Annotated in this window: 20 protein-coding genes and 1 rRNA gene; 8 read left to right on the top strand and 13 right to left on the bottom strand. The window is 50.8% G+C overall.

Translation table 11 applies throughout. The features are described 5' to 3' along the window. Genes DFR27_RS12285 through ltaE form a run of 3 tightly spaced genes read right to left on the bottom strand, consistent with a single transcriptional unit; the run spans position 1 to position 3,736 of the window. A complete protein-coding gene (locus tag DFR27_RS12285) occupies positions 1-1,689 on the bottom strand; it encodes an amidohydrolase (protein WP_121877776.1) in 1,689 nt (562 codons plus the stop codon). Continuing rightward, on the bottom strand, positions 1,686-2,711 hold the full coding sequence (locus DFR27_RS12290; RefSeq protein WP_211327637.1) for a tetratricopeptide repeat protein: 1,026 nt from the start codon (positions 2,709-2,711) through the stop codon (positions 1,686-1,688). The genes DFR27_RS12285 and DFR27_RS12290 overlap by 4 nt, the downstream gene beginning before the upstream one ends. Positions 2,712-2,722: 11 nt before the next feature. Beyond that, entirely contained in the window at positions 2,723-3,736 is a 1,014-nt protein-coding gene (gene ltaE, locus DFR27_RS12295; RefSeq protein WP_121877777.1) for a low-specificity L-threonine aldolase, read from the bottom strand. Between the two features lie 114 nt (positions 3,737-3,850). On the opposite strand from ltaE, the gene DFR27_RS12300 reads away from it, so the two are divergent. Next, positions 3,851-4,198, top strand: a complete 348-nt coding sequence (locus DFR27_RS12300; RefSeq protein WP_121877778.1) for a rhodanese-like domain-containing protein — start codon at positions 3,851-3,853, stop codon at positions 4,196-4,198. 68 nt (positions 4,199-4,266) lie between these two features. Here the strand turns inward: DFR27_RS12300 and gcvT are convergent, their stop codons facing one another. Next, on the bottom strand, positions 4,267-5,355 hold the full coding sequence (gcvT, locus tag DFR27_RS12305) for a glycine cleavage system aminomethyltransferase GcvT (protein ID WP_121877779.1): 1,089 nt from the start codon (positions 5,353-5,355) through the stop codon (positions 4,267-4,269). Positions 5,356-5,529: 174 nt separating this feature from the next. Further along, entirely contained in the window at positions 5,530-5,772 is a 243-nt protein-coding gene (locus DFR27_RS12310) for a hypothetical protein (protein ID WP_121877780.1), read from the bottom strand. Between the two features lie 273 nt (positions 5,773-6,045). Here DFR27_RS12310 and DFR27_RS12315 point away from each other — a divergent pair, with 273 nt between their 5' ends. Next, on the top strand, positions 6,046-7,107 hold the full coding sequence (locus DFR27_RS12315; protein WP_121877781.1) for a hypothetical protein: 1,062 nt from the start codon (positions 6,046-6,048) through the stop codon (positions 7,105-7,107). A gap of 73 nt (positions 7,108-7,180) precedes the next feature. Here the strand turns inward: DFR27_RS12315 and trhO are convergent, their stop codons facing one another. Then, positions 7,181-8,161 carry an oxygen-dependent tRNA uridine(34) hydroxylase TrhO gene (gene trhO / locus DFR27_RS12320; RefSeq protein WP_121877782.1) on the bottom strand — a complete coding sequence of 327 codons (981 nt, stop codon included), beginning with the start codon at positions 8,159-8,161 and terminating at the stop codon, positions 7,181-7,183. A gap of 163 nt (positions 8,162-8,324) precedes the next feature. Then, entirely contained in the window at positions 8,325-8,612 is a 288-nt protein-coding gene (locus tag DFR27_RS12325) for a peptidylprolyl isomerase (protein WP_121877783.1), read from the bottom strand. Positions 8,613-8,697: 85 nt separating this feature from the next. Here DFR27_RS12325 and DFR27_RS12330 point away from each other — a divergent pair, with 85 nt between their 5' ends. The 3 genes from DFR27_RS12330 to DFR27_RS12340 are packed head-to-tail and all read left to right on the top strand — an operon-like array spanning position 8,698 to position 9,471. Beyond that, positions 8,698-8,895: a hypothetical protein gene (locus DFR27_RS12330; RefSeq protein ID WP_121877784.1), complete on the top strand. Its 198-nt coding sequence runs from the start codon at positions 8,698-8,700 to the stop codon at positions 8,893-8,895. Between the two features lie 6 nt (positions 8,896-8,901). Next, positions 8,902-9,183 (top strand): hypothetical protein, encoded by a 282-nt coding sequence (locus DFR27_RS12335; protein ID WP_121877785.1) that lies wholly within the window; start codon positions 8,902-8,904, stop codon positions 9,181-9,183. Positions 9,184-9,192: 9 nt separating this feature from the next. Further along, entirely contained in the window at positions 9,193-9,471 is a 279-nt protein-coding gene (locus DFR27_RS12340) for a hypothetical protein (RefSeq protein WP_121877786.1), read from the top strand. On the opposite strand, the gene DFR27_RS12345 is transcribed toward DFR27_RS12340, so the two are convergent. Then, the gene (locus DFR27_RS12345) at positions 9,445-10,746 is read right to left on the bottom strand and encodes a UPF0149 family protein (protein WP_121877787.1); all 1,302 of its coding nucleotides are present in this window, start codon (positions 10,744-10,746) and stop codon (positions 9,445-9,447) included. The two genes, DFR27_RS12340 and DFR27_RS12345, sit on opposite strands and share 27 nt — an antisense overlap. Positions 10,747-10,894: 148 nt before the next feature. Here DFR27_RS12345 and DFR27_RS12350 point away from each other — a divergent pair, with 148 nt between their 5' ends. Together DFR27_RS12350 and DFR27_RS12355 are read left to right on the top strand one after the other, a co-directional pair. After that, positions 10,895-14,032 (top strand): efflux RND transporter permease subunit, encoded by a 3,138-nt coding sequence (locus DFR27_RS12350; RefSeq protein WP_245962658.1) that lies wholly within the window; start codon positions 10,895-10,897, stop codon positions 14,030-14,032. Further along, entirely contained in the window at positions 14,029-15,426 is a 1,398-nt protein-coding gene (locus tag DFR27_RS12355; RefSeq protein ID WP_121877788.1) for an efflux RND transporter periplasmic adaptor subunit, read from the top strand. Before DFR27_RS12350 ends, DFR27_RS12355 begins: the two co-directional genes overlap by 4 nt. Positions 15,427-15,513: 87 nt before the next feature. On the opposite strand, the gene queE is transcribed toward DFR27_RS12355, so the two are convergent. Both queE and queC read right to left on the bottom strand, forming a co-directional pair. Beyond that, positions 15,514-16,167 (bottom strand): 7-carboxy-7-deazaguanine synthase, encoded by a 654-nt coding sequence (gene queE / locus DFR27_RS12360; protein WP_121877789.1) that lies wholly within the window; start codon positions 16,165-16,167, stop codon positions 15,514-15,516. Next, positions 16,167-16,826 (bottom strand): 7-cyano-7-deazaguanine synthase QueC, encoded by a 660-nt coding sequence (queC, locus tag DFR27_RS12365; RefSeq protein ID WP_121877790.1) that lies wholly within the window; start codon positions 16,824-16,826, stop codon positions 16,167-16,169. Before queC ends, queE begins: the two co-directional genes overlap by 1 nt. Before the next feature lie 151 nt (positions 16,827-16,977). Between queC and DFR27_RS12370 the strand changes: the two genes are divergently transcribed. Next, positions 16,978-19,194, top strand: coding sequence for an ATP-dependent helicase (locus tag DFR27_RS12370; protein ID WP_121877791.1), 2,217 nt, complete (start codon positions 16,978-16,980; stop codon positions 19,192-19,194). Here the strand turns inward: DFR27_RS12370 and DFR27_RS12375 are convergent. From DFR27_RS12375 to rrf, 3 genes are all read right to left on the bottom strand, one after another. Then, a complete protein-coding gene (locus tag DFR27_RS12375; protein ID WP_121877792.1) occupies positions 19,191-19,541 on the bottom strand; it encodes a c-type cytochrome in 351 nt (116 codons plus the stop codon). The genes DFR27_RS12370 and DFR27_RS12375 overlap by 4 nt on opposite strands. After that, positions 19,531-20,052, bottom strand: coding sequence for a phosphatase PAP2 family protein (locus tag DFR27_RS12380; RefSeq protein WP_121877793.1), 522 nt, complete (start codon positions 20,050-20,052; stop codon positions 19,531-19,533). The genes DFR27_RS12375 and DFR27_RS12380 overlap by 11 nt, the downstream gene beginning before the upstream one ends. 448 nt (positions 20,053-20,500) lie before the next feature. Then, positions 20,501-20,588, bottom strand: a 5S ribosomal RNA gene (rrf, locus tag DFR27_RS12390); the annotation flags it as partial.

Here is a 20,588-nt window from a genome sequence, read left to right on the forward strand (position 1 = left end):
TTAGCCTTCCTTTAGGTAGCGAGTCTGCCCCGCCACAATAGTTTGTTCTATCTGGACGTTCAAAATCTCATCGCTGTCTACGGTCATAATATCGTTGGACAAAATCACCGCATCGAACAAATAGCCTTTGCTCAGCTGGCCTTTAAAGCCCTCTTCGAAGGCGCCGACCGCTGGCCAAAAGGTCATCGACTTAAGCGCTTCGTCACGCGTCATTCTTTGCCCCGCTTCATAGCCGCCTTCAGGCTGACCGGCTAAAGTCTGACGAGTAACCGCTGCGTAGAAATTGGCGATGGGGTTAATTGGTTCGATGGGAACATCCGTGCCGTTGACAATAATGGCCCCAGAATCGATCAAGTCACTCCACATATAGGCTCCACTCTCAATGCGCTCAATACCCAAACGATCAATGGCCCAGGGGCGATCTGAGCTCATGTGAATTGCCTGCATTGAAGGAATGACACCTAACTCCGCGAAACGCTTGATATCATCAGGATGCAAATGCTGCGCATGTTCAATTCTAAAGCGATGATCAATTTCGGGAAACTGCCTGAGTGCACGCTCAAATCGATTTAGCGTTTCCTGATTAGTTCGATCACCAATGGCGTGGACGTTGACCTGAAAACCGCGCTCTAGCCCTGCCAGCGCCAAGGCTTCGACACCGTCCATTGGGTAAGTTGGCATCCCAAATACCTCGGGCGCATCGGTGTACGCCCTGAGCAACCAAGCCCCGCGAGAACCCAACGCACCATCCGCATGAATTTTGATGCTTCGCACACTGAGGTGATTGTCATAGAGGCCTACCGCAGGTTCGCGCAGGAGCCAGCTCTCAACTAACTCAGGCTGAGAGCTACTGAGCATCGAATAGACCCGAATGGCTAACTGCCCGCTATCACCCAACGCCATCATAGCCTCCAACTCATGGCTAAGCGTGCCAGCATCGTGAAAACTGGTGATGCCATTGGCCAAAGCGTGTTCGGAGGCCCGAATAATGTCTTCACTCGCTTGAACAGCCGTTGATGAGGCCGTAAAGGCGTCCACTAAATAGGTGGCATTTTCATTTAACACCCCAGTCGGCTCGCCATTGGAATCCTTAACCACTTCGCCGCCGATGCCGTAGTCCGTTTGGTGGTCGATACCAGCCAGGTCCATCGCCATTTGGTTTACCAGGGTTGCATGTCCGCTGGCATGTCGTAGGTCTACAGGGTGATTGGGTACGGCTGCGGTTAAGGCCCCATGTGTGGGAAAGCCACCAACATAATCGGATCCATCATTGCTCCATTTGCTTTGATGCCAACCCCAACCCATGACCCAACTCCCCGGTGGCTGCTGTGATGCTGCCGCGGCGACCCGAGCAATTACTTCCTGGTAACTTTCTGCCGAGCTCAGGTCTACCGTCACTAAAGCTTTACCTAAGCCGGCTAAATGACCGTGACCTTCAACGAAGCCTGGGTACATGGCCCGTCCGTTGAGGTCGATAATCGCCGTGTTAGGGCCTATTAGTGCTTCTATTTGTGTCAGCGAACCCACCTCTAACACCCGACCATCCTGGGCAGCTAACGCCTCAACAAACGGCTGGCTGTCATTGACGGTATAAATTGGGCCACCCAACACAACGGTATCAGCGTGATTAGGCGTAGTATCACAGCCAATAAGCGACAACAGTGTTGCCGCGAGGATCAATTGCTTCATGCTCCCTTGTCCTCCGATAGCACTTCTTCCGTTAACTCATTAATCAGCGCGTGATACGCCTCGCTCTCTCGTAAACTCTCAAAGGCATCTTCAGTTTCCAATTCGGACATCAATCGGGGCGATTTCTCGAGCGCGATATGAAGATCTCGAAGCGCCTCTTTAATTCGCCCGAGTGTTGAATTGGCGCAGGCTCGCTGCCAGTATGCATAGGCATACTCTTGGTCGAAATCGATGGCCTGATTACACAGGCTCAATGCCCACTCCGAGTCGCCATTTTCTAAGACAAGATCCGCTTTATAGGTGATCGCTTCGATATCATCGGGCTTGATCTTCAAGATTTGGTCATAGAGGTCTATTCGGGCTTGAATACCTATTTCTAGGCCTGCGCGAAGCCATAGGGCGTGCAGTTCGTTGGTCCGAGAAATATCTTCTTGGGCCTCCATAATTTGTTCCGAGCGTTTCTTGAGGCGTAAATCGACTTCTTCCATACGCTGTTCAAACTCAGCGGTCAGATCGGCAAGCTGATTAGAGCGTCGCTTTACCCCATCCTCCACCTCGGCAAGACGACGTTCGTACTCGGCGGTGATTTTATCAACCCGGCTGTTTACTAGCCCTTCTACCTGTGCGCGAACGTCGCGAAGCGAGTTCCACCCCACCAAAGCCATCAGAGCAGTGCCTCCAGCCATGATATAGAAAAAGATGGTCATGGTTTCCGCTGTGTAGGCGATGGATTTGTCATTCGCCTCAACCCGGTTGGCCGCTACCTGCTGGCTAATCTCCACTCGGTTATTGAGCATCTCTACACGCAGCGCTCGCAGCTCGTCCAGCACATATCGCTCAATGAATGGCTTGTAAAGCGGCTCCGCAAATTCTGTCTCCGCTAACGCGGCAGCACGAGCCTGCTGCTCTTGAGTAACTTGATCTTGCTCACTAGCTGTTGCTTCGGGCTCGTCTTGGTTTGCAAAGACGAATCCTGTGGAGCCCAACAGGCAAATAGAGAGTATTAACAGGCAATTTTTCATATTCAGTTTCCCTAGGAAGCGGTCTGTTGAATTTTAGTTCGAAATAGCGCGATGACTTTGTCTATCTGAGCTGCGGATACATCAAGGTGAACCACCAAACGCATGGGGCTGCCCTCCGATACGCGCACGCCCTCCGTGAGCAGGTACTCGCTCAACTCAGCCTGATTACCCTCTACTTCTACATACACCATATTAGTATAGAGCTGTTCGCCCAGTACTTTGACACCCTCGATACTAGCCAGACCAGTGGCAAGTAACGCAGCATTTTGGTGATCAATGTAAGTCCGGGGGATGTTGTCTAGCGCCAACTGACCTGCGGCGGCAAGCAGGCCTGCTTGGCGCCAGCCTCCGCCAAGCATTTTCCGCCAGCGTCGAGCCTCTTCAATGAAATTTTCATCACCAACCAATACCGATCCCACCGGCGCGCCCAAGCCCTTCGATAGGCACAGTGAAATCGAATCAAATGGTTGCGCCAAATCCTTCAACGCCACACCGTGATAACAGGCTGCATTAACCAATCGTGCGCCATCCAAGTGCAGCGCCAACTGATGACGATCGCAAATATCGCGAATCTTCTCGGGGTATCCAAGCGGCAAGGGCACTCCGCCGATAGTATTCTCTAAACAGATCAGTTTCGTTCTTGCAAAGTGAATATCACGGGGTTTAATTGCTTGAACCAATTGAGCCAAATCAAAAGTGCCGTCCACATTAAGCGATAGCGGCTGGGGCTGGATACTCCCAAGCACCGCCGCACCGCCCGCTTCATATTTATACGCATGGGCTCGCTGACCAACGATGTACTCCTCGCCGCGCTGGCAATGACTAAGTAGCGCCAATAGGTTGGCCTGGGTGCCACTGGTCACGAATAGCCCCTTCTGTTTACCCAGTAAACTCGCTACACGCTGTTCCAGTGCCGCTACGCTGGGGTCATCTCGATACACGTCATCGCCAACCTCAGCATGAAGCATAGCCTCGCGCATAGCGCCGGAGGGTTGAGTTACGGTATCACTTCGAAGATCAATCATTGCTTTCTCTTTATTAACGGTTAGCCGAAAGTTTCGTTAGCCAACGAAACTGCTAATCTAAGTAGACTATCACGCTATCATAAGTCGCCCCAAGGTGACTATCGGGAGACAACAATGTTTAAAGATTTAGCTACTTGGATAAAAGAAATGAGAGCCGACCTAAGCTGCGTGGATTCGAGCGCCGCGGCGGAGCAGCTTAAAACATCTGGCGGCACGCTAATTGATGTTCGCGAACCAGGAGAATTCAACGAAGCCGCAGCGAATGGTGCCATCAACATCCCTCGTGGCGTGCTAGAAATGAAAATTACCCAAGTGGTTCCGGACGCTGACACCCCCATCTATCTCCATTGTGCTACCGGGGGAAGAGCCACCTTTGCGGCCAAACAGCTCAAGGAGCTAGGCTATAAGAACGTTGTCGTTATTACCTGTCCGGCGGCTACGGTTATCAATACCTTTGACTAACCATTCAAAACCAAAAACGGAGCGCTGGTTTAGCGCTCCGTTTTTATAGCTACTTACTTTGCTACGCTTTAGGCTATCTGCGACTTACCATTCCTCACGAATGATGGCTTCACCACTCGTACCTTCAGTTGCTTGTTGCGAACTTCTACCACGGCAGACTCACCAATAGTTTTCGGCACGCGTGCCAACGCAATAGAAACACCAAGTGTTGGTGAAAAACTTCCGCTGGTAATGGTTCCGGTGGAACTTTCACCCTCTACCACTACCGTCTGGCCGGCTCGAAGGACGCCACGGTCTTCCAGTACCAGACCTACCAGCTTGTGAGTCGTTCCAGCGGCTCGTTCGGCAGCAATCACATCCCTACCCACAAAATTTCTTTCTGCCGGCTCCCATGCAATTGTCCACGCAAGATTTGAAGTCAGTGGAGACGTAGTTTCGTCCATATCCTGACCATAGAGATTCATCCCCGCTTCCAGTCTCAGCGTATCGCGCGCGCCTAAGCCGATTGGTTTCACCCCAGCGCCTAGCAGCGCGTCCCAAAGCGCTTCTACTTCAGTAGAAGGAACGATCACTTCAACCCCAGCTTCACCGGTATAACCGGTTTTAGCAATATATCCACCATCCGCCAATGCCATACCTTGGAACGGTTTCAGGCTCTTAAGCTCGTCACTGATGGCGGGCATTAGTTCGTATATCGCAGCGAGTGCTTTCGGGCCCTGGACAGCAAGAATAGCCATCTCTGGACGAGCCGTGACGCTTACTTCAAAGCTAGCGGTATTTTGGTTGAACCAGGCCAGATCCTTCTCGGCCGTTCCCGCATTTACCACTAAGCGATAGCCTTCGTTGGTTTTGTAAACAATCAAGTCGTCAATCACGCCACCCGCTTCATTGAGCATAGGGGTATACATGGCTTGGCCTGGAGCGGGCAACTTGGCCACATCATTTGCCAATAAGTACTGCAGAAACTCGGTTGCCTGCACACCCTCAATATCCACTACCACCATATGAGAGACGTCGAATACACCGGCTTCAGTGCGAACAAGATGATGCTCTTCCACCTGCGAACCATAGTGTATTGGCATCTGCCAGCCGGAGAAATCAACAAATTTTGCGCCTGCTTCGGCATGCTTATTGTAAAGTGGAGTGGTTTTGCTCATGGCAGACAAGCCTCTTAGGTAACGGGAATGTGGAGATCAGTAATTGGTTTAGATTGCTGAGTATAATACCTAAAGTTTCGACGATTGTATCGTTTCGTAAATTTTTGAATCCAATCGGAAACAAAAAAGCCAGCTTTCGCTGGCTTCGGTGATACTTCTTCGGTGACGAAACGATTACTCTGTCTCCGCCTCTGTCACTTCCACTTCGACGTCAGAAACCTGTTCAATTTCGATGGACTGCGCCGGCTTCTTCACATTAACACGCATGCTGGAAGGGCATTCGCCGCGCATGGTGACTGAGTCATCTTCATTCACAGTAATCGTACAATTACTGGATTTATTACCGCCTGTGCCAACTGCAAAGACACAACCTGTTGACAGCGTTGCAATGACAGCGATAGCGATTAGTTTTTTCATTCTTTCCCCTTAGTTCTTGAGCAATAGAGCATTAGCTCTAGTAAATAGTAGCCTAAGTGACGTTAAGCGAGAACGCTCAACGCACTGGCACAACCTGATAACAACATTAATACTACTGAAACACTAATTAAACGGTACATGATTCTATCCTTGATAAATTGTTCATTCACTAACATAGACGCATGGTGTTATCGTTTGGATGCAAAAAAGTTTTGTGGCACTATAAGAAAAAGCGTGACACCCATCACATTAATGGTTTTAAGAGGTTGAAAGATGCTCCACCGCACTCCATTCACGGTCTTTGTCATCCTGCTAACCTGTTGGCCGGTGTGGGTGTGGGCGCAAAGCGATAAAGATCATTTTACTGCGCTGCTGGAAATTCAAGATGTTGATTTTGGCGATTGGGATGGGGTAGATATAGCCGAAGGTACGGTTATTCCTATTGCTGACGAAGGTTTTTGCTTCATTTTTTCTACCAAAAAGGAAACCGAATATTTTCGCGTTAACTATGCCTTATCTGTTGAGCAAAAGAGTAACGGAACCCCCTATACCTTATTAGGAGCTAACGGAGCAAATTTACCCGTAAGATTCAATCTCAGCAAGAAGACGGGTAACACCACCAACACTCCCAATGCCGTCCCACTCCTTCCCGGCGACGCTCCAGCTTCCAACTTTTCCGAACCAGTGGCCACAAAAAACAATGAACTCAACGCCAGCACGCAATTTGCTAGCCAGACTGCCGCCTGTACAGCGAATACCTTTGATTTTTCAATTCAAATTTTGGGCAGCGATATCGCTGCGCTGGGGGTCAATGCGCTTTCAGCCTTTACCGGCACTTTCGATTTAGTTGCAGACCCAACCGAATATAATGGAGCAGGGAAGACTGACCCCACTGAGTTCACAGTCAGCATCACAATTTCATCCAGCGTATATCTATCGCAGTTGCCAACCTCCATTGACTTGAATACACAGACTAGCGCGAACTTTTGCATCTGGTCCTTCGCCAGTGATGACGTCAATATCACCTTAAGTGGCGTGCAAGCCGCCCCGATTGGCGGATTGTACAATTTTGGCTTAATTGAGACTGCGGGCGGCACCCCAGCCCAAACCATTGGTTACAACGTGGACCTTACGGACCTCAGACAAACTGACACCCGAACGCAGGTGGGTAACGGCATCGCCGAAACAAACATGAGCTCCGTTGGAGCGAGTGAGTATAACTGCACGGGCGCTAACGGCCTAAATTATCAATTGGATTTTGATCTTGAAGATGCTTCGGGTAAGCGGGCAGGTGCCTACAAAGACACTTTAACCGTCAGTATTCAGGCAATCTAGCGGACTCCTAAGCCACCCAGACCAATGGGCATTGAAAAAAGGGTGCTGCTAACGCGACACCCTTCGCTCACCATTAAGACTTAGCCCGCTGCGCTTCCCTGGCCAAGCGTTTTTTCTCTCGCTGCTGTTCAATGGAAAGTTTCGCACCATCACCAATATGATTCAGCCCGCGCTTTTTCGCCAGTTGTAGCTGCAGCTCACGCTGGCGGAATCGGTCACGCTGATCATCACTCAATTCATCGTAGCAGTGATGGCAAGATACACCCTGCTCATACTTTTCATTGAGTTTGTCTGCTTCCGTAATAGGCATACGGCAGCCATGACAAAGATCGTAGCTACCCTTCTCGAGGGAGTGGTCAACCGCTACGCGGTTATCAAAAACAAAACACTCACCCTCCCAGGTGGTCTCGGTTTCGGGCACCTCTTCGAGGTATTTCAAAATACCACCTTCCAGATGGTAGACCTCTTCAAAACCTTGTTCTTTGAGGTAGGCCGTAGACTTTTCACAGCGAATACCACCCGTGCAAAACATCGCTACGCGCTTGTTCTTGGCTGGGTCAAGGTGCTTAGCCACGTAGTCAGGAAACTCACGGAAGGTTTCCGTATTCGGGTTCAACGCACCCTTGAAGGTACCGATTTGCACTTCGTAGTCGTTACGGGTATCAACCAGCACAACATCCGGCTGGTTAATGAGCGCATTCCAGTCTTTAGGCTTAACATAAGTGCCTACAACACGCTTTGGGTCAATGCCCTCTACGCCCATGGTCACAATCTCTTTCTTGAGCTTAACCTTGGTTCGGTAAAATGGCTGTTCGTCATCAAACGATAGTTTGTGATCGATATTCGCTAGGCGCTGATCTTGGTCAAACCATGCCAATAACGCGTCAATTGAAGCCTGTGATCCCGCGACAGTGCCATTTATTCCCTCACTGGCAAGCAGCAGTGTGCCCCTAATATCATGCTGATTTAGCACATCTAATAGCGGTTGTTGAAGGGACTTGAAATCGTCTAGTCGCGTAAAGCGATAGAGCGCGCATACTACAATAGCTGACATATAAACCTCGCTGACCGAATCGCAAATCCGGTGCAATGGTGATTGAAAAACGCAATTATAGGTAACTTCTTGGTCTACAGCGATAGCTTATCCCCCTTATTCATCAACGCGCTACATAGCTAATGCCTAGCTGTGAGAACAGGGTTAACAAGCCGCCTGGCTATTAATCGCGGTAGATGGTCTCAATGAGATGAAAACCAAATTTAGTTTTTACCGGACCATGAACCTCATTGGTGAGCTGTTTAAACACGACATCATCGAAAGCTTTAACCATATCGCCGCGCCCAAACTCCCCTAAGTCTCCGCCGGATTTTTTAGAGGGGCAAGTTGAAAAACGCTTGGCGAGCACGCCAAAATCCTGCCCTTGCCCTAGCCGTCGCTTCAAGTCTAATGCCTGCTTCTCCGTCTTGACTAGAATGTGTCGAGCTGCTGCTCGTTGTGATTTTGCCATCTTTGATTCCCTAGTAATTTCCGCAGACTCCTTTACCCCTGTGTCAGTCTCCCCTATATTCGAATTTCTCAGGAGGAGCGCACCGATGAAAGAAGACCACTTTGTACTGCTAACCACTACCCTAGTTGCCGGCTTGGCTACGGCGAGTCAGTTCTTGAATCTTGATTTTAGCGCAATTGACACCCAGCTGGTATGCGTGGTTCAACAGAGCGATTTCGGGGTGATGCTCGCAACCAGTGCACAAACAGTGCTAGACAGCTTGTTCTCGCTACTACGAGCTTAATGATTCGTGAGCGCTGAACGAAACGCCTTTCTTACACTCTTCCCGGGTGAAACTGACTCGCTACTACTAGAACTGCCCCACCATTTCGTGGACGACGGCATTCGCTTTTCGTTACTTAGCTGGTCATTCGAATTTGAAGATCATTCCCTCACTATGGGGCGAGCATACGGCTCGGCGGACCTCTCGGCCTTTGATCAGCTCACTCGTCTGCTTAACCGCCATGAATTTGACTATCTGATTGAAATCTTCGAAGATTCAGGAAGGCCTTTAAAGCGCTACAGTCGCTAGCGGACTTCCATGGACAACGCAGCAGTAACTCACTTTCTCAGAATCATTTTTTGGCTCGGTCTACCGGCACTGGGTATCGCTATTGCCGTAGCATGGAACTGGGCAACACAATCTTCCCTCTTCAAAGGGCAGTACGGCAATGAAATTGCCTTCGCCTGCGCCGCTGCGCTGCTTACGCTGGCCGTCATTGCTTTGCAACGTTACATCCTATGGGCAGAGCGACGAAGGCTGAAACGACTTCTTGGCGCATCGCTAAGACGATCACCCATCCACCAACCAGACGATTGAGCCTATCACTTTTCGCCAAGCATTCTTGGCATCGCTCACATAGAAGGCAGCCTCATCAACACTACCTACCGAATGATCCAATCGCGGGTTTGCGGGCGCCTCTTTGCGCTGGCTCATTAGCGCGGGCACGTGAGGGTTTAATAGTTTAGCCTGCTCTCTCAGAAAGCGTGATGCTTCGGTATCGCCGCTGCGAACGTAGTTCAGTAGGGCTCGGCTGTAAACTACCCAAGCATTTTGCTCGTCATAGCGCGAAAGAATATTGGCGACTGCGTCATAGTTACCCAATTCGAAATAGATCGTCATGAGCGCTGCTCGTGCCGCCACCACATCTGAACGGTCCAATACCAAGGCTTTTTCAAAGTAACTCGCTGCTTTCTTCAGTTGTTTATCTTTTTTATAGCTGGCGCCTAAACCTACCAGGCTTTGAATCAAGACCCTAGCAGGCGCTTGATCCCACAGCTGGCCTCGATAAAACTCTAGATACTCGCGCCCCAAAGTGTGTTCGGCAGCGCGGACTGCTTGCTCTAGGCACTGAATCGTTTGTGTCACGCTCTCGGACTTAAGGCGCGCTAAAATCTCCCACGCTTCCGCACAATCGGCATTATCCAACACAATTGCCTGCGCTAGCACTAATTGTTCCTCCGGCCCCGCTTCAAGTAGAGCGGACACGCGCTTATCCGGCCCAACCAATGGCTCGGGTGTCTGGCGCTCGGAAGTCTTGAGCTGATGAAGTTGCTTAAGTGCCTTTGGCATACGTGAGCGATTGTGAACAATGAAGTCATCATTCGACAGGGCTAACTGCTCGGCGAGATAGTTGACGCTTTCAGGAAATGCGAGGCAACCTAAGGTCATCAAGCTCTCTTGAATGATGGCGGCGTGCTCATTCTTGGGCATTCGAAAATACTCATTGAAATCCGTTGCGCCCGCTTGGAAACCAGCACACCACTGCAGCAGCGGCTGACGAACCCCGCTATATAAATGCTCGAAGGCAGAGGCTGCGTCGCCAAGAGCGGGAAGTCGGTAAGTACCGCTGGAAATCTGTTCCGCTAACTGCTCCGCATAACTAACCAATAACGAGCTCGTCGCGGGGAGTTCCTGAACCTCGACCTGAGCGAGTAATACCCCTAACCAAGCCTCTGCAGGACACTTCACTGGCGCTACGACGACGGCACTAAGATAGCCGCGTAATTGATGACGATCAAAGGTCCCATCCGGTGTTAACGTCGCCACCAGCTTATCTAGTTCGCGAGGTTTCAGTGAGGTTGATTCAGCCACAGTTCACTCCTTCTTTAAGTGCTGTGGAGTTTAACTGCTCCACCGTCCTTTTTCACGGGATTGGAAGTTTTTTTCAAATTCTTGCATCCAAAGCCTCGTTGGCATCGTCGGTATAAGTGACAGAACATTTATAAAAGGCGGAAAAACCGTGAATACAAATAGCTCAGGATGGATTGCAACGCTTGCCCAGCATCGACTCGCTGCGAATCTATTAATGGTCATTCTCCTATTGGCCGGCGTCTGGGGTGCCATGAAGCTGCACGTTCAGATGAATCCAAATCAATCGTGGAACCAAGCTGAAATTCAAGTAATTTGGCCTGGCGCATCAGCGGAAGATGTTGAAATCCTCGTCACCAACCCCATCGAATATCAAATGCGCGGCATTCAAGGTTTAAGTAACTTGCGCTCTTGGACCCGAAACGGTGTTGCCTATATCAACCTGCGCTTTGATCGCAACACCGATATGTCAGCAGCTGTTGACGAAGTAAAACAGCTTTTAGGCCAGGTTCGTGGACTACCTCCTGAGATTGAGCCGCCGACAGTGCAAATCAATCGCTGGTACGAAACCGTGGCCTCGATCTTCATCACTGGCCCCGAGTCTATCGAGGAGCTCGCACCGTACGCCCAAGAAATTGAGAAAGATCTTCGTCGTGCTGGCATTGACGTGGTAGAGCTGCGCGGTATGCCTCAAGAAGAAATTGCGATCGAGATTGATGGCGTTACGCTAGTTGAAATGAACGCTTCGCTCGCCGATATCGCCCGCAGCGTCTCAAGTCTGTCCTCTGATATTCCAGCGGGCACAATTGGTATCGGCCAAGGCGAGCGTCAGATTCGCTCTATGGATCAGCAGCGAACCGTTGAGGGTTTCGAACAAATGCCGATTGCTTCAACGCGAGGTGATCAGTTGGTGCAACTCGGCGATATTGCTTCGGTTGAGCGTCGCCAAATTGACAACCAGCGCCTTAAACTCATTGACGGCAAACCAGCGATTGAGATTCGTCTTCGTCGAGGTGACGGCATGGACACCTTTAATGCCGCTGATATTTTGAAGCAATGGCGTGCTGGTAACGAAAGCCGTCTAAATGCCCAAGGCATTGAGGTTCAAGTCTTCCTTGAGGCATGGAAGTTCGCCAAGGACACGCTTTCACTGGTGTTCTGGAATGGTGTCTCCGGGCTCATCCTCGTGCTCGCCATGCTCTTCCTATTCCTTAACCTACGTGTTGCATTTTGGGTGGCTGTTGGCATTCCCGTATCATTTGCTGGCGCCCTGCTCCTGTTCCACAGCGTGGGTGGCTCAATCAATATGCTTTCTATGATTGGATTGGTGATGGCCTTAGGGATAGTGGTGGATGATGCTATTGTTGTTGGCGAACATTCTCTCTATCAGTTTGAACAGGGCAAATCACCGGAGGAGGCCGCGATTACCGGTGCCCGCCGTATGCTTGGCCCCATCACTGCATCAAGCTTAACAACCTTAGCTGCCTTCATTCCGCTAATAGTGGTGGACAGCGATCAAATCGTTGAAATTCCCATCCTGATGCTTTGTGTCATCATCGTCTCGCTAATCGAATGCTTCCTCATCATGCCTGGCCATTTAAAGCATTCCTTCCGTAAGATGGAAAAAGACACTAAAACGCATCCATTTCGCGATGCTTTTGATAAGCGCTTTAATGCCTTCCGCGAAAATTGGGTCATTCCGACGATTAAATCGGTACTGCGTCAACGACGGATCGCAATTCTGGGTGCATTTTTTGCCTTCATTTGTGCCGCGGGTCTCGTCGCCTTTAACCACGTCAAATTCGACCTCAATATGAATATCAATTTCGAATTCGCTGAGGCCAACATCCAATTTACGCCGGACGCCAGTGACGCCCAACGCATGGCCTATCTCGCATTGCTCGAAGATAAGATGGACGCGACCAATCAACATTTCGGCGGCAACAACATCGTGGCTGGCTGGAGTGAGCTAAATGGTGCGCAGATCGGCAATGATTATCAACGCGGCCCCTCATTCGCGAACTTCCAGGTTGAACTGACCTCACCGGAGACTCGTGAGGTAACGCTTGCGGAATTCCTGAAGCACTGGCAGGAAAGTATTCCCCCTGTCACTTACGTTGAACAATTGCAGATTGAGCAGGGTGATCAGCCGTGGCCAGAAATCGAAGTGACCTTTAGCGGTGGTGATACTGCCACGCTTAAGCAAGCAGCTGATGAAATCTCGGCGGTCATGGCGACCATTCCCGGCGTCAATAACATCCATGACGACCTTCCCTATGGTCGTGATCAATGGGTCTTTAGCTTGACCCCTGAAGGTCGCGCGATTGGACTGACAGCGTCACAAGTAGGCTCTCAGGTTCGCGCCGCCTTTGAAGGCTATCGCGTGCAGCTATTCACCGAAGGTGACAACGAACTAGAAGTTCGAGTGAGCTTGCCTCGTGACGAACGTCGTCGCCTAAGCAGTCTTTCTAAGCTGCCTATCGTAGCGGCGAACGGAGAAATCTTGCCACTAGCGACCGTTGCCAGTATCTCAAGCCGTCGTGGTATTGATCGAATCAACCATGTTGATGGCGTACAGACGGTCTCTATTCGCGCCTACCCAGATAAGTCTATTACTACTTCTGACGCGGTAATTAACGAACTCGAAGCGGGTCCACTTCAGGAGATCGCACAGAAGTACGGTATCCAAAGTGGCAAGGGCTTTTGGGCTGGATCACAAACTCGCCTACTGCAGGAAATGCAGATTGGTTTCCTCATTACCTTGATTTTGATTTTCATCATCTTGGCATGGATCCTTCAATCGGCGAGCTGGCCACTAGCGATTATGGCCGCTATTCCTTTCGGTCTTACTGGCGCCTTCTTTGGGTTGTTCGTCATGGGCTTTAACATTACCCCAATGGCATTCCTCGGCATCTTTACCCTGACTGGGGTAATCGTTAACGACTCGATCATTTTGGTGACTTCCTACAAGGAACATCGTGAGGCTGGTCTCTGCGCCGATGATGCGCTAGTAGAGGCGGTTCGCAACCGTCTACGCCCCGTCATCCTAACCTCGCTGACAACGGGTTTGGGCTTGGTGCCCATGATGATGGAAACCTCATTAATGGGTGAAGCGTTTATTCCCTTAGCGACCGTAATTTGCTTCGGCATGTTGTACGGCACCGTACTTATTCTGCTGGTGATCCCAGCAATGTTGTCCGCATTGGACACGATTCAAACCAATTGGACTATTTACCGTAACCGCGTTAAAGAGATCAAACGTCTCGATCGCGAAGGAGCTCAAGCATGAACTTTTCAAATCTAAAGCCGCTGCGTCAATTAGGCCCGCTTGGCCGCCGTCTTGGCCGCTCTTCTCCCGGCCAAAACTTTCGTGGCATGCCTATGTGGGGCAAGATCGTCAGCTTACTTGTCGGCTTCTTCGTCATTATGTTTACCCTTGCTGCAACGGGTGGCGCACAGGGTGAAGGAGAGGCAGAAATTCAGGCGATTCCCGTCTCGGCAATGTCGGCCGAACATTCTCCACTCGCCCCCGAGGTCACTGTTTATGGCCGCGTAGAGAACCCAAATACGACGACCATCGAAGCGTCAACCTTGGCTTATGTCCAGGAAGTCTTCGTCCGCGAAGGCCAATCGGTGGAGGCTGGAGACCTCCTCGTCCAACTTGATCCTCGCGATGCTCGTCTGCTGGTACGACGCGCCGAGGCAACCCTCAACGAGGCACAGAGCTCGCTCGCTCGATTGAATGCACAACAAATTGCCGATCGACGCAATTTCGATGCACAGAAGGAGCTGTATGAGATCACTCGTCGCAAAGAGCAGCGCTACGAAACGCTTTACGGTAATGGCCAGATGTCACTTTCTGCGCTTGAAGACCTAAAACAGCAGCGCTTGCAGCAGGAGATCACCTTAAATCAGCAGGAGCTGGTGATTAGCACCCAAGAAGCCGCCATGGTCTCAGCTGTCGCCGGCGTTGAAAATGCCGCCGCCAATCTCGAACAAGCGGAGCTAAACCTCGAGCGACTCGCCATTGTGGCCCCCTTTGACGGCAAAGTAACGCAAGTTAACGCCGCCATTGGTCGCCGCGTTGCAACGGGACAGCCAGTCATTACCTTATTTGATGAGGACAACCACCAGGTACGTGTTTCCTTGCCGGCTGATACCGCTCAAGAAGTCGCGGGCGCGCTATCTGCACAGCAGTATGTGAAGGCCGAGGCTCTGCTTGGCGGTAACTGGGTAGAAATGCAGTTCCTAGAAGTGGGCGCCGAAGTTCGCAGCGGCCGTGCTGGCACAGATCTACTGCTGGCACTGCCTGAGAACAGTAAAGTTGCGCTGGGCCGAGCGCTGGAGGTTCGTGTCACGCTGCCAGCACAGAACAACCTCCTCGCCGTCCCCGTACAGAGTGTCTATGGCGATCAGATTATCTACACCGTTGAAAACGAAGTGTTAAAAGCCGTACAGATTGACCGAATTGGCTCACGCGAAGATGACGAGGGCAATATGCAGATCCTCATCAGCGCCATTGACCTTCCGCAAGGCGCACCAATTATTACGTCTTCACTTAGTAGAGCGTCATCGGGCACTAAAGTCGCCATTATTGGCGCCGAAGTAGTTACCGCCGAACACGACGGGGACACCACCACCGAGGGTGTTGCACTGAATGCGGCAGTGGTGACCGAAGGCTAAAACGAATTTACTTGGGCTCTTGGCCGCCTTCGGGCGGCATTTTTTTGCCTGTGGATAAAAGCCAGAATACGATGACTGGTAACGCGCTTAGGCTATATTGATCACTTTATGTGATTGCAAATTCAGCTGCCATTGGGGATGGTCTAAGCAGTACTGGATGGTCTGCTGAGTGGTGGTGTTTCGGTAGATAACCTCATCCATCCCGGCATGAGGATCGGCCATGGGAGTAAGATAGCGGAGCTGCGCTTTAATGCCTGCGAAACGATCCGGCATGGCATCGGCCTGCGGGAATACCAACTTAAGTTCGTCGCAGTGCGTGACAACTACCTCAGCGGTACCTTTAGGGCTAATACATAACCAATCTACCCCGCCACTGGGAGGGCGAATGGTTCCATTCGACTCCACCGCCACTTCAAAATTACGCTCGCGCAACGCACTAACTAGCTCGTTGTCTAACTGCAGCAGGGGCTCTCCGCCGGTGCAGACGACGAATCGGTTTTTCTCGCCGGGAAACAGCTTAGCCACCGCCTCGGCAAGTTCACTAGCGGTCTTAAACTTACCGCCATTCACGCCGTCTGTGCCGACAAAATCCGTATCACAGAAACTACAGATGGCTTCGGCTCGGTGCTTTTCCAGACCAGACCATAAGTTACACCCGGTAAAGCGCAGGAATACCGCCGCTCTGCCTGTATGGGCTCCCTCTCCTTGTAGCGTATAGAACATTTCCTTAACGGTGTACATTAGGCTTCGTACTCCAGAGGATCCTGAGCATTATTTAATGTAAAGGCTTCTAGACGCTCCACGCATGAACCACATTTTCCGCAGGCCTTTTCACGACCGTTATAGCAGGTCCAGGTTTGGCCATAGTCGAGCCCCATATCTAAGCCATCTCTGAGAATGACAATCTTGTCATCATAGAGGTAGGGTGCAACCACCTTAACGGGTTCAAAATTGGCAAGCAACGAAACCGCTTGCATGGCCTCAACAAACTCTGGGCGACAATCCGGGTAAATCGTGTGATCGCCTGAATGGGCGCCGTACCAAACCTCCGAAGCCCCCTCATTGACAGCATAGCCAATGGCCAAGGAGATCAGAATCATATTTCGGTTTGGTACGACCGTAGACTTCATATTTTCGGCCGCGTAATGGCCCTCAGGAATGTCTTCGGCACTGTTCGCCATTAATGACGAATTCGACATCAGCGATTGCATCGCGGTGATATCCACTACATCGTGAACAACCCCAGCTTCGGCGCAGACTCTTCGCGCATAATCGAGCTCTTTGTTATGCCTTTGACCATAATTAAAGGACACGGCCAATACTTCGTGACCGGTCTTAATAGCTCGGTGTAATACCGTAAAGGAGTCCATGCCCCCTGAATAAATTACCACTACTTTCATGTTACTCACACTTCACAAATTCCGATGGGCGGCGATCATACTACTTGCCTATTAATTACTCAAAAAAATCCACCAAAATGGCCTACTTAGCTAGGTGAATAGATCGCCTACAAGCGCTACACTAGACGTCCGTTTTAACTGTAGACTGTCCATGTCACTTACGCTCGAACAATCCAATATCGTTGCCTATAGTAAAGGCCCCGCTCGAGTAGTCGCCGTTGCAGGTTCTGGAAAGACCACCACCTTTGTTGAAATGGTCGCGGAACGCCTCATTGCTGGCATGGATCCTAAGCGTATTTTGGTAGTGATGTTCAACAAAAGTGCGCAAGTTGACTTCGAGCAACGTCTGTCGCAACGATTAGCGAATCAAACTCCGCCAGAAGTACGTACCTTTCACTCCTTAGCGTTACGCATGTACAAACGCTTAGCAAAGATTGGGGCTTGCGAACCACGAAACTGGAATCCAATGCCCAGCTGGGTCAGCGATCGTATGGCGTTAAAGGAGATATTAGCGCGTGTTCACCCCGATCAACTCAGGGACATCCAGAATGAACCCAGCGAGGCGCTAGAGGCGTTTTGGCAACTTCAAGAACACTACAAAAGTGATTTTGACAGTATCGATATAGCCTTTGATAAAGCCGAGCTGAGCGACAAATGGCGATGCCTCATTGACGCTCATCAGGGCTACGAGGAGGCCCGAAACCAAGCAAAGCTGATTAGCTTCTCTGACATGCTCCATGACAGCGTAGGTATCATTGACAGTGACCAGCAATTGATAGACCACTTCGCTAACCATATGGACCTGATTCTGGTAGATGAATACCAAGATATTAACGCCGTCCAGCAACGGTTGGTCGAAATCATCGCCGGATCGCGTGCTCAGGTTATCGCGGTAGGCGATCCGGACCAAACCATTTACGAGTTTCGCGGCTCAAACCCCGAATTTATGCTCCGGCATTTCGACCGTGCCTTTCCAAACAGTCAACAATTACCGCTGACTACTACCTTCCGCTACGGCTACCCGTTAGCCCTCGCTGCGAACCAATTGATTGCTCACAACAAAAATCGCTATGCGCATTTCAGTCTCCCTGCAAGTAAAGAGGCCGTAACAACCATAGACCCTATTCCCTGCGTAAATGATCAAGCTGCAGCCATCACCCATATTGAACAATTGTTGAGTCGTAGCCGAACTGTTGAGGAGCCCGAAACCATCGCCGTGCTCTGTCGACTTTGGTCCAACGCTGCGCCGATCGAATTAGCGTTAATGCAGCGCGGTATCGACTTTTCCTTACATGGGGGTAACTCCGTGTTGGCTCGCCGCGAACTTCAGGTTATCACCGGTCTCTTGGAAGTAAATCAGCTAACCTCGGTAGCCACCGTTCGTAACGATGCAAAGTTTTGGCGTCAGCTAATGACTACCCCACACCTTAAGATAAAGCAGCCCATTATTGACGGACTCGCCAACCAACTTGCGAGCAGCCCGGGAGAGTTCTCCCTTCAAGTTCGCGCCTTAGCGAACAGCCTAAGTGGCTGGGAGAAGAAACAACTTCATAGTTTTGCGGCGCAAGTGGCTGACCTCGAAGCGCACCATGACAATGCGAAATCTCTCATCAACCGCTTCTTTATTGCGCGGGGCTACCTTGAAGCCTTGCAGGAATCCGCCACGTCAAAGCAGCGTGGAGATGAAAGTGTCGCAATACTTCGCGCTTTTACTGATTACTTAGGCCAGCATCGCTATCACCCCAATGCTGCGATACAGGCGATACAAGTACTACAGCAACAACGCGCTAGCGGTAACACGAATTCGCAAATTAGCCTCACCACTATCCATCGCGCCAAAGGACTTGAGTGGGACCACGTTATTGTGACCAATTTCGATGACGAGCACTTCCCCTACCAGCATGGCAATTCGCTTACTATTGCAGCGCAGGAATCTGAGCGTCGGCTTGCCTATGTGGCAATAACGCGAGCGAAATTGAGTTGCAGCCTATTAGTTCCGAAGGGCGCTGGTGACAAGCTGCCTAGCCGCTTCCAAGCTGAGCTGGGTTTAATGCAGGCAAATCGATGGCGTGACGTTATTTCAGGAAACTGCAAGCGTTTGACACTTAGCCCGCCCCAACGGGCCGCATGGCAGGCCTTTGCTGAACATCAACAACTTAAGCTACCAGAAATAGAATTAGCGAAAGAGCCACAACAAACAACGCTTAGCGGCACGAAGAAAGCTAATCCCGCGGTAATACATAGCCACTATGGCTACGGTGAAATTATCCACGAAGATAGAGTCTATATGACCATCCGATTCCGCAACGAACGCGAGCGTACCTTTTCTAAGAAAGCTGCCTCGGAACTGATCGAGCGGCTAGCTTAGTTGGCTTCAGGCTCAACTACCGACAGTGGATTAAGAAACTTGACCAGCTCACGGAGCTCTTCATCCGTGCAATCAACGCACATCCCCCGCGCTGGCATACCACGGTAACCCTCGATCACCGAGCGTAGCATCTGATCTTCGCTTTTGTGCGAACGCTTCGCCCAATCGCTAGGAGCACTGCGCTTTGGCGCCCCGGCTCTGCCGCTTTCATGACAACTCGCACAACTCTGAAAATAGCGCGCTTCAGTGGTTAACGGCGTCTCAGATGCCTTGCTATGCTGGCTAGCGTCACACCCAACAAGGGGAATGGTGCTAGCTAAACTAATCAGTATGAACTTAGAACGCATAACTAACTGACAGCCCACTGTAACGCTCCGAGACTACCGCCCCTATCTGGACATCCGAATATTCATCAACAAAAAGGTGGGAAAAACCGTAACCGATTAACGCCCCGACGAGGACGTCCTCGGCCTTATGATGGTCATTTTCATAGCGCGAATATGCGGTATAGCTTGCCAGCACGTAGGCCGGGATTCCCCATTGATGGCCGTAGCGCCTATCGATAAACGAAGCCGCACTGAAGGTTACCGACGCATGTCCACTGGGAAACGAATCCTCGTCCTCACCGTTCGGGCGCTCTGAGCTAACGAGTGACTTTAGCGCATACGTTGTGGCAACCGTAGAGCCTAACGCATAGGCGAACTGCTCCAAACCTTCATAATCATCAGTGATTACTGTTATGCCTGCTGCGGTAGCTGGCAGCGCGAGTTGCAAAAAGTCGGCTACGTCATCATTCGCGTAGCTAGGCACAGCGGATAACGATAGTGATAGTGAGAGGGCTAGCAGAATACGACGCATGAATACTTCCTAGAGGGTAAAAATATAGCAACAGTTTACGGGCTACCTAAAGGCACCACAAGTCAGCTTTCACATCGTTAAGCTCACATAGGGGAACGCGATAAATAGCCCCCGGCACTGCTATCACATGGGGGGCGTCGCTTGCGGCAACGGCCATGTGAGGTAGCTCACGTTGAGGAATTTCAGGCAATAAAAAGGCCCAACCTAACGGTTGAGCCTTCTTTATTGTATTAAGTGCCTGGCGCCCGCTGCGCGGCCCGGTGATCAAGCACTGCTTGATCCCGTTCGAACCCACAAAGCGCTGCGCGCTTTAAACGTGGGTTCTCACCCTACTATCACATGGGGGCGTCGCCTGCGGCAACGGCCATGTGAGGTAACTTACGTTGAGGAATTTCAGGCAATAAAAAAGGCCCAACCTAACGGTTGAGCCTTCTTTATTGTATTAAGTGCCTGGCGGTGACCTACTCTCACATGGGGAAACCCCACACTACCATCGGCGATGAAACGTTTCACTTCTGAGTTCGGGATGGGATCAG

Source organism: Umboniibacter marinipuniceus (assembly GCF_003688415.1).
GTDB lineage: Bacteria > Pseudomonadota > Gammaproteobacteria > Pseudomonadales > DSM-25080 > Umboniibacter > Umboniibacter marinipuniceus.

What these genes read in the sequence shown, in the direction of transcription:
- DFR27_RS12330 (WP_121877784.1), top strand. Translation starts at nt 8,698, where the DNA reads ATGAAAGAAGACCACTTTGTACTGCTAACCACTACCCTAGTTGCCGGC.
- trhO (WP_121877782.1), bottom strand. Translation starts at nt 8,161, where the DNA reads ATGTCAGCTATTGTAGTATGCGCGCTCTATCGCTTTACGCGACTAGAC.
- DFR27_RS12310 (WP_121877780.1), bottom strand. Translation starts at nt 5,772, where the DNA reads ATGAAAAAACTAATCGCTATCGCTGTCATTGCAACGCTGTCAACAGGT.
- DFR27_RS12325 (WP_121877783.1), bottom strand. Translation starts at nt 8,612, where the DNA reads ATGGCAAAATCACAACGAGCAGCAGCTCGACACATTCTAGTCAAGACG.
- DFR27_RS12290 (WP_211327637.1), bottom strand. Translation starts at nt 2,711, where the DNA reads ATGAAAAATTGCCTGTTAATACTCTCTATTTGCCTGTTGGGCTCCACA.
- DFR27_RS12370 (WP_121877791.1), top strand. Translation starts at nt 16,978, where the DNA reads ATGTCACTTACGCTCGAACAATCCAATATCGTTGCCTATAGTAAAGGC.
- queE (WP_121877789.1), bottom strand. Translation starts at nt 16,167, where the DNA reads ATGTACACCGTTAAGGAAATGTTCTATACGCTACAAGGAGAGGGAGCC.
- DFR27_RS12380 (WP_121877793.1), bottom strand. Translation starts at nt 20,052, where the DNA reads ATGCGTCGTATTCTGCTAGCCCTCTCACTATCACTATCGTTATCCGCT.
- ltaE (WP_121877777.1), bottom strand. Translation starts at nt 3,736, where the DNA reads ATGATTGATCTTCGAAGTGATACCGTAACTCAACCCTCCGGCGCTATG.
- DFR27_RS12285 (WP_121877776.1), bottom strand. Translation starts at nt 1,689, where the DNA reads ATGAAGCAATTGATCCTCGCGGCAACACTGTTGTCGCTTATTGGCTGT.
- queC (WP_121877790.1), bottom strand. Translation starts at nt 16,826, where the DNA reads ATGAAAGTAGTGGTAATTTATTCAGGGGGCATGGACTCCTTTACGGTA.
- DFR27_RS12355 (WP_121877788.1), top strand. Translation starts at nt 14,029, where the DNA reads ATGAACTTTTCAAATCTAAAGCCGCTGCGTCAATTAGGCCCGCTTGGC.
- DFR27_RS12375 (WP_121877792.1), bottom strand. Translation starts at nt 19,541, where the DNA reads ATGCGTTCTAAGTTCATACTGATTAGTTTAGCTAGCACCATTCCCCTT.
- DFR27_RS12300 (WP_121877778.1), top strand. Translation starts at nt 3,851, where the DNA reads ATGTTTAAAGATTTAGCTACTTGGATAAAAGAAATGAGAGCCGACCTA.
- DFR27_RS12340 (WP_121877786.1), top strand. Translation starts at nt 9,193, where the DNA reads ATGGACAACGCAGCAGTAACTCACTTTCTCAGAATCATTTTTTGGCTC.
- gcvT (WP_121877779.1), bottom strand. Translation starts at nt 5,355, where the DNA reads ATGAGCAAAACCACTCCACTTTACAATAAGCATGCCGAAGCAGGCGCA.
- DFR27_RS12315 (WP_121877781.1), top strand. Translation starts at nt 6,046, where the DNA reads ATGCTCCACCGCACTCCATTCACGGTCTTTGTCATCCTGCTAACCTGT.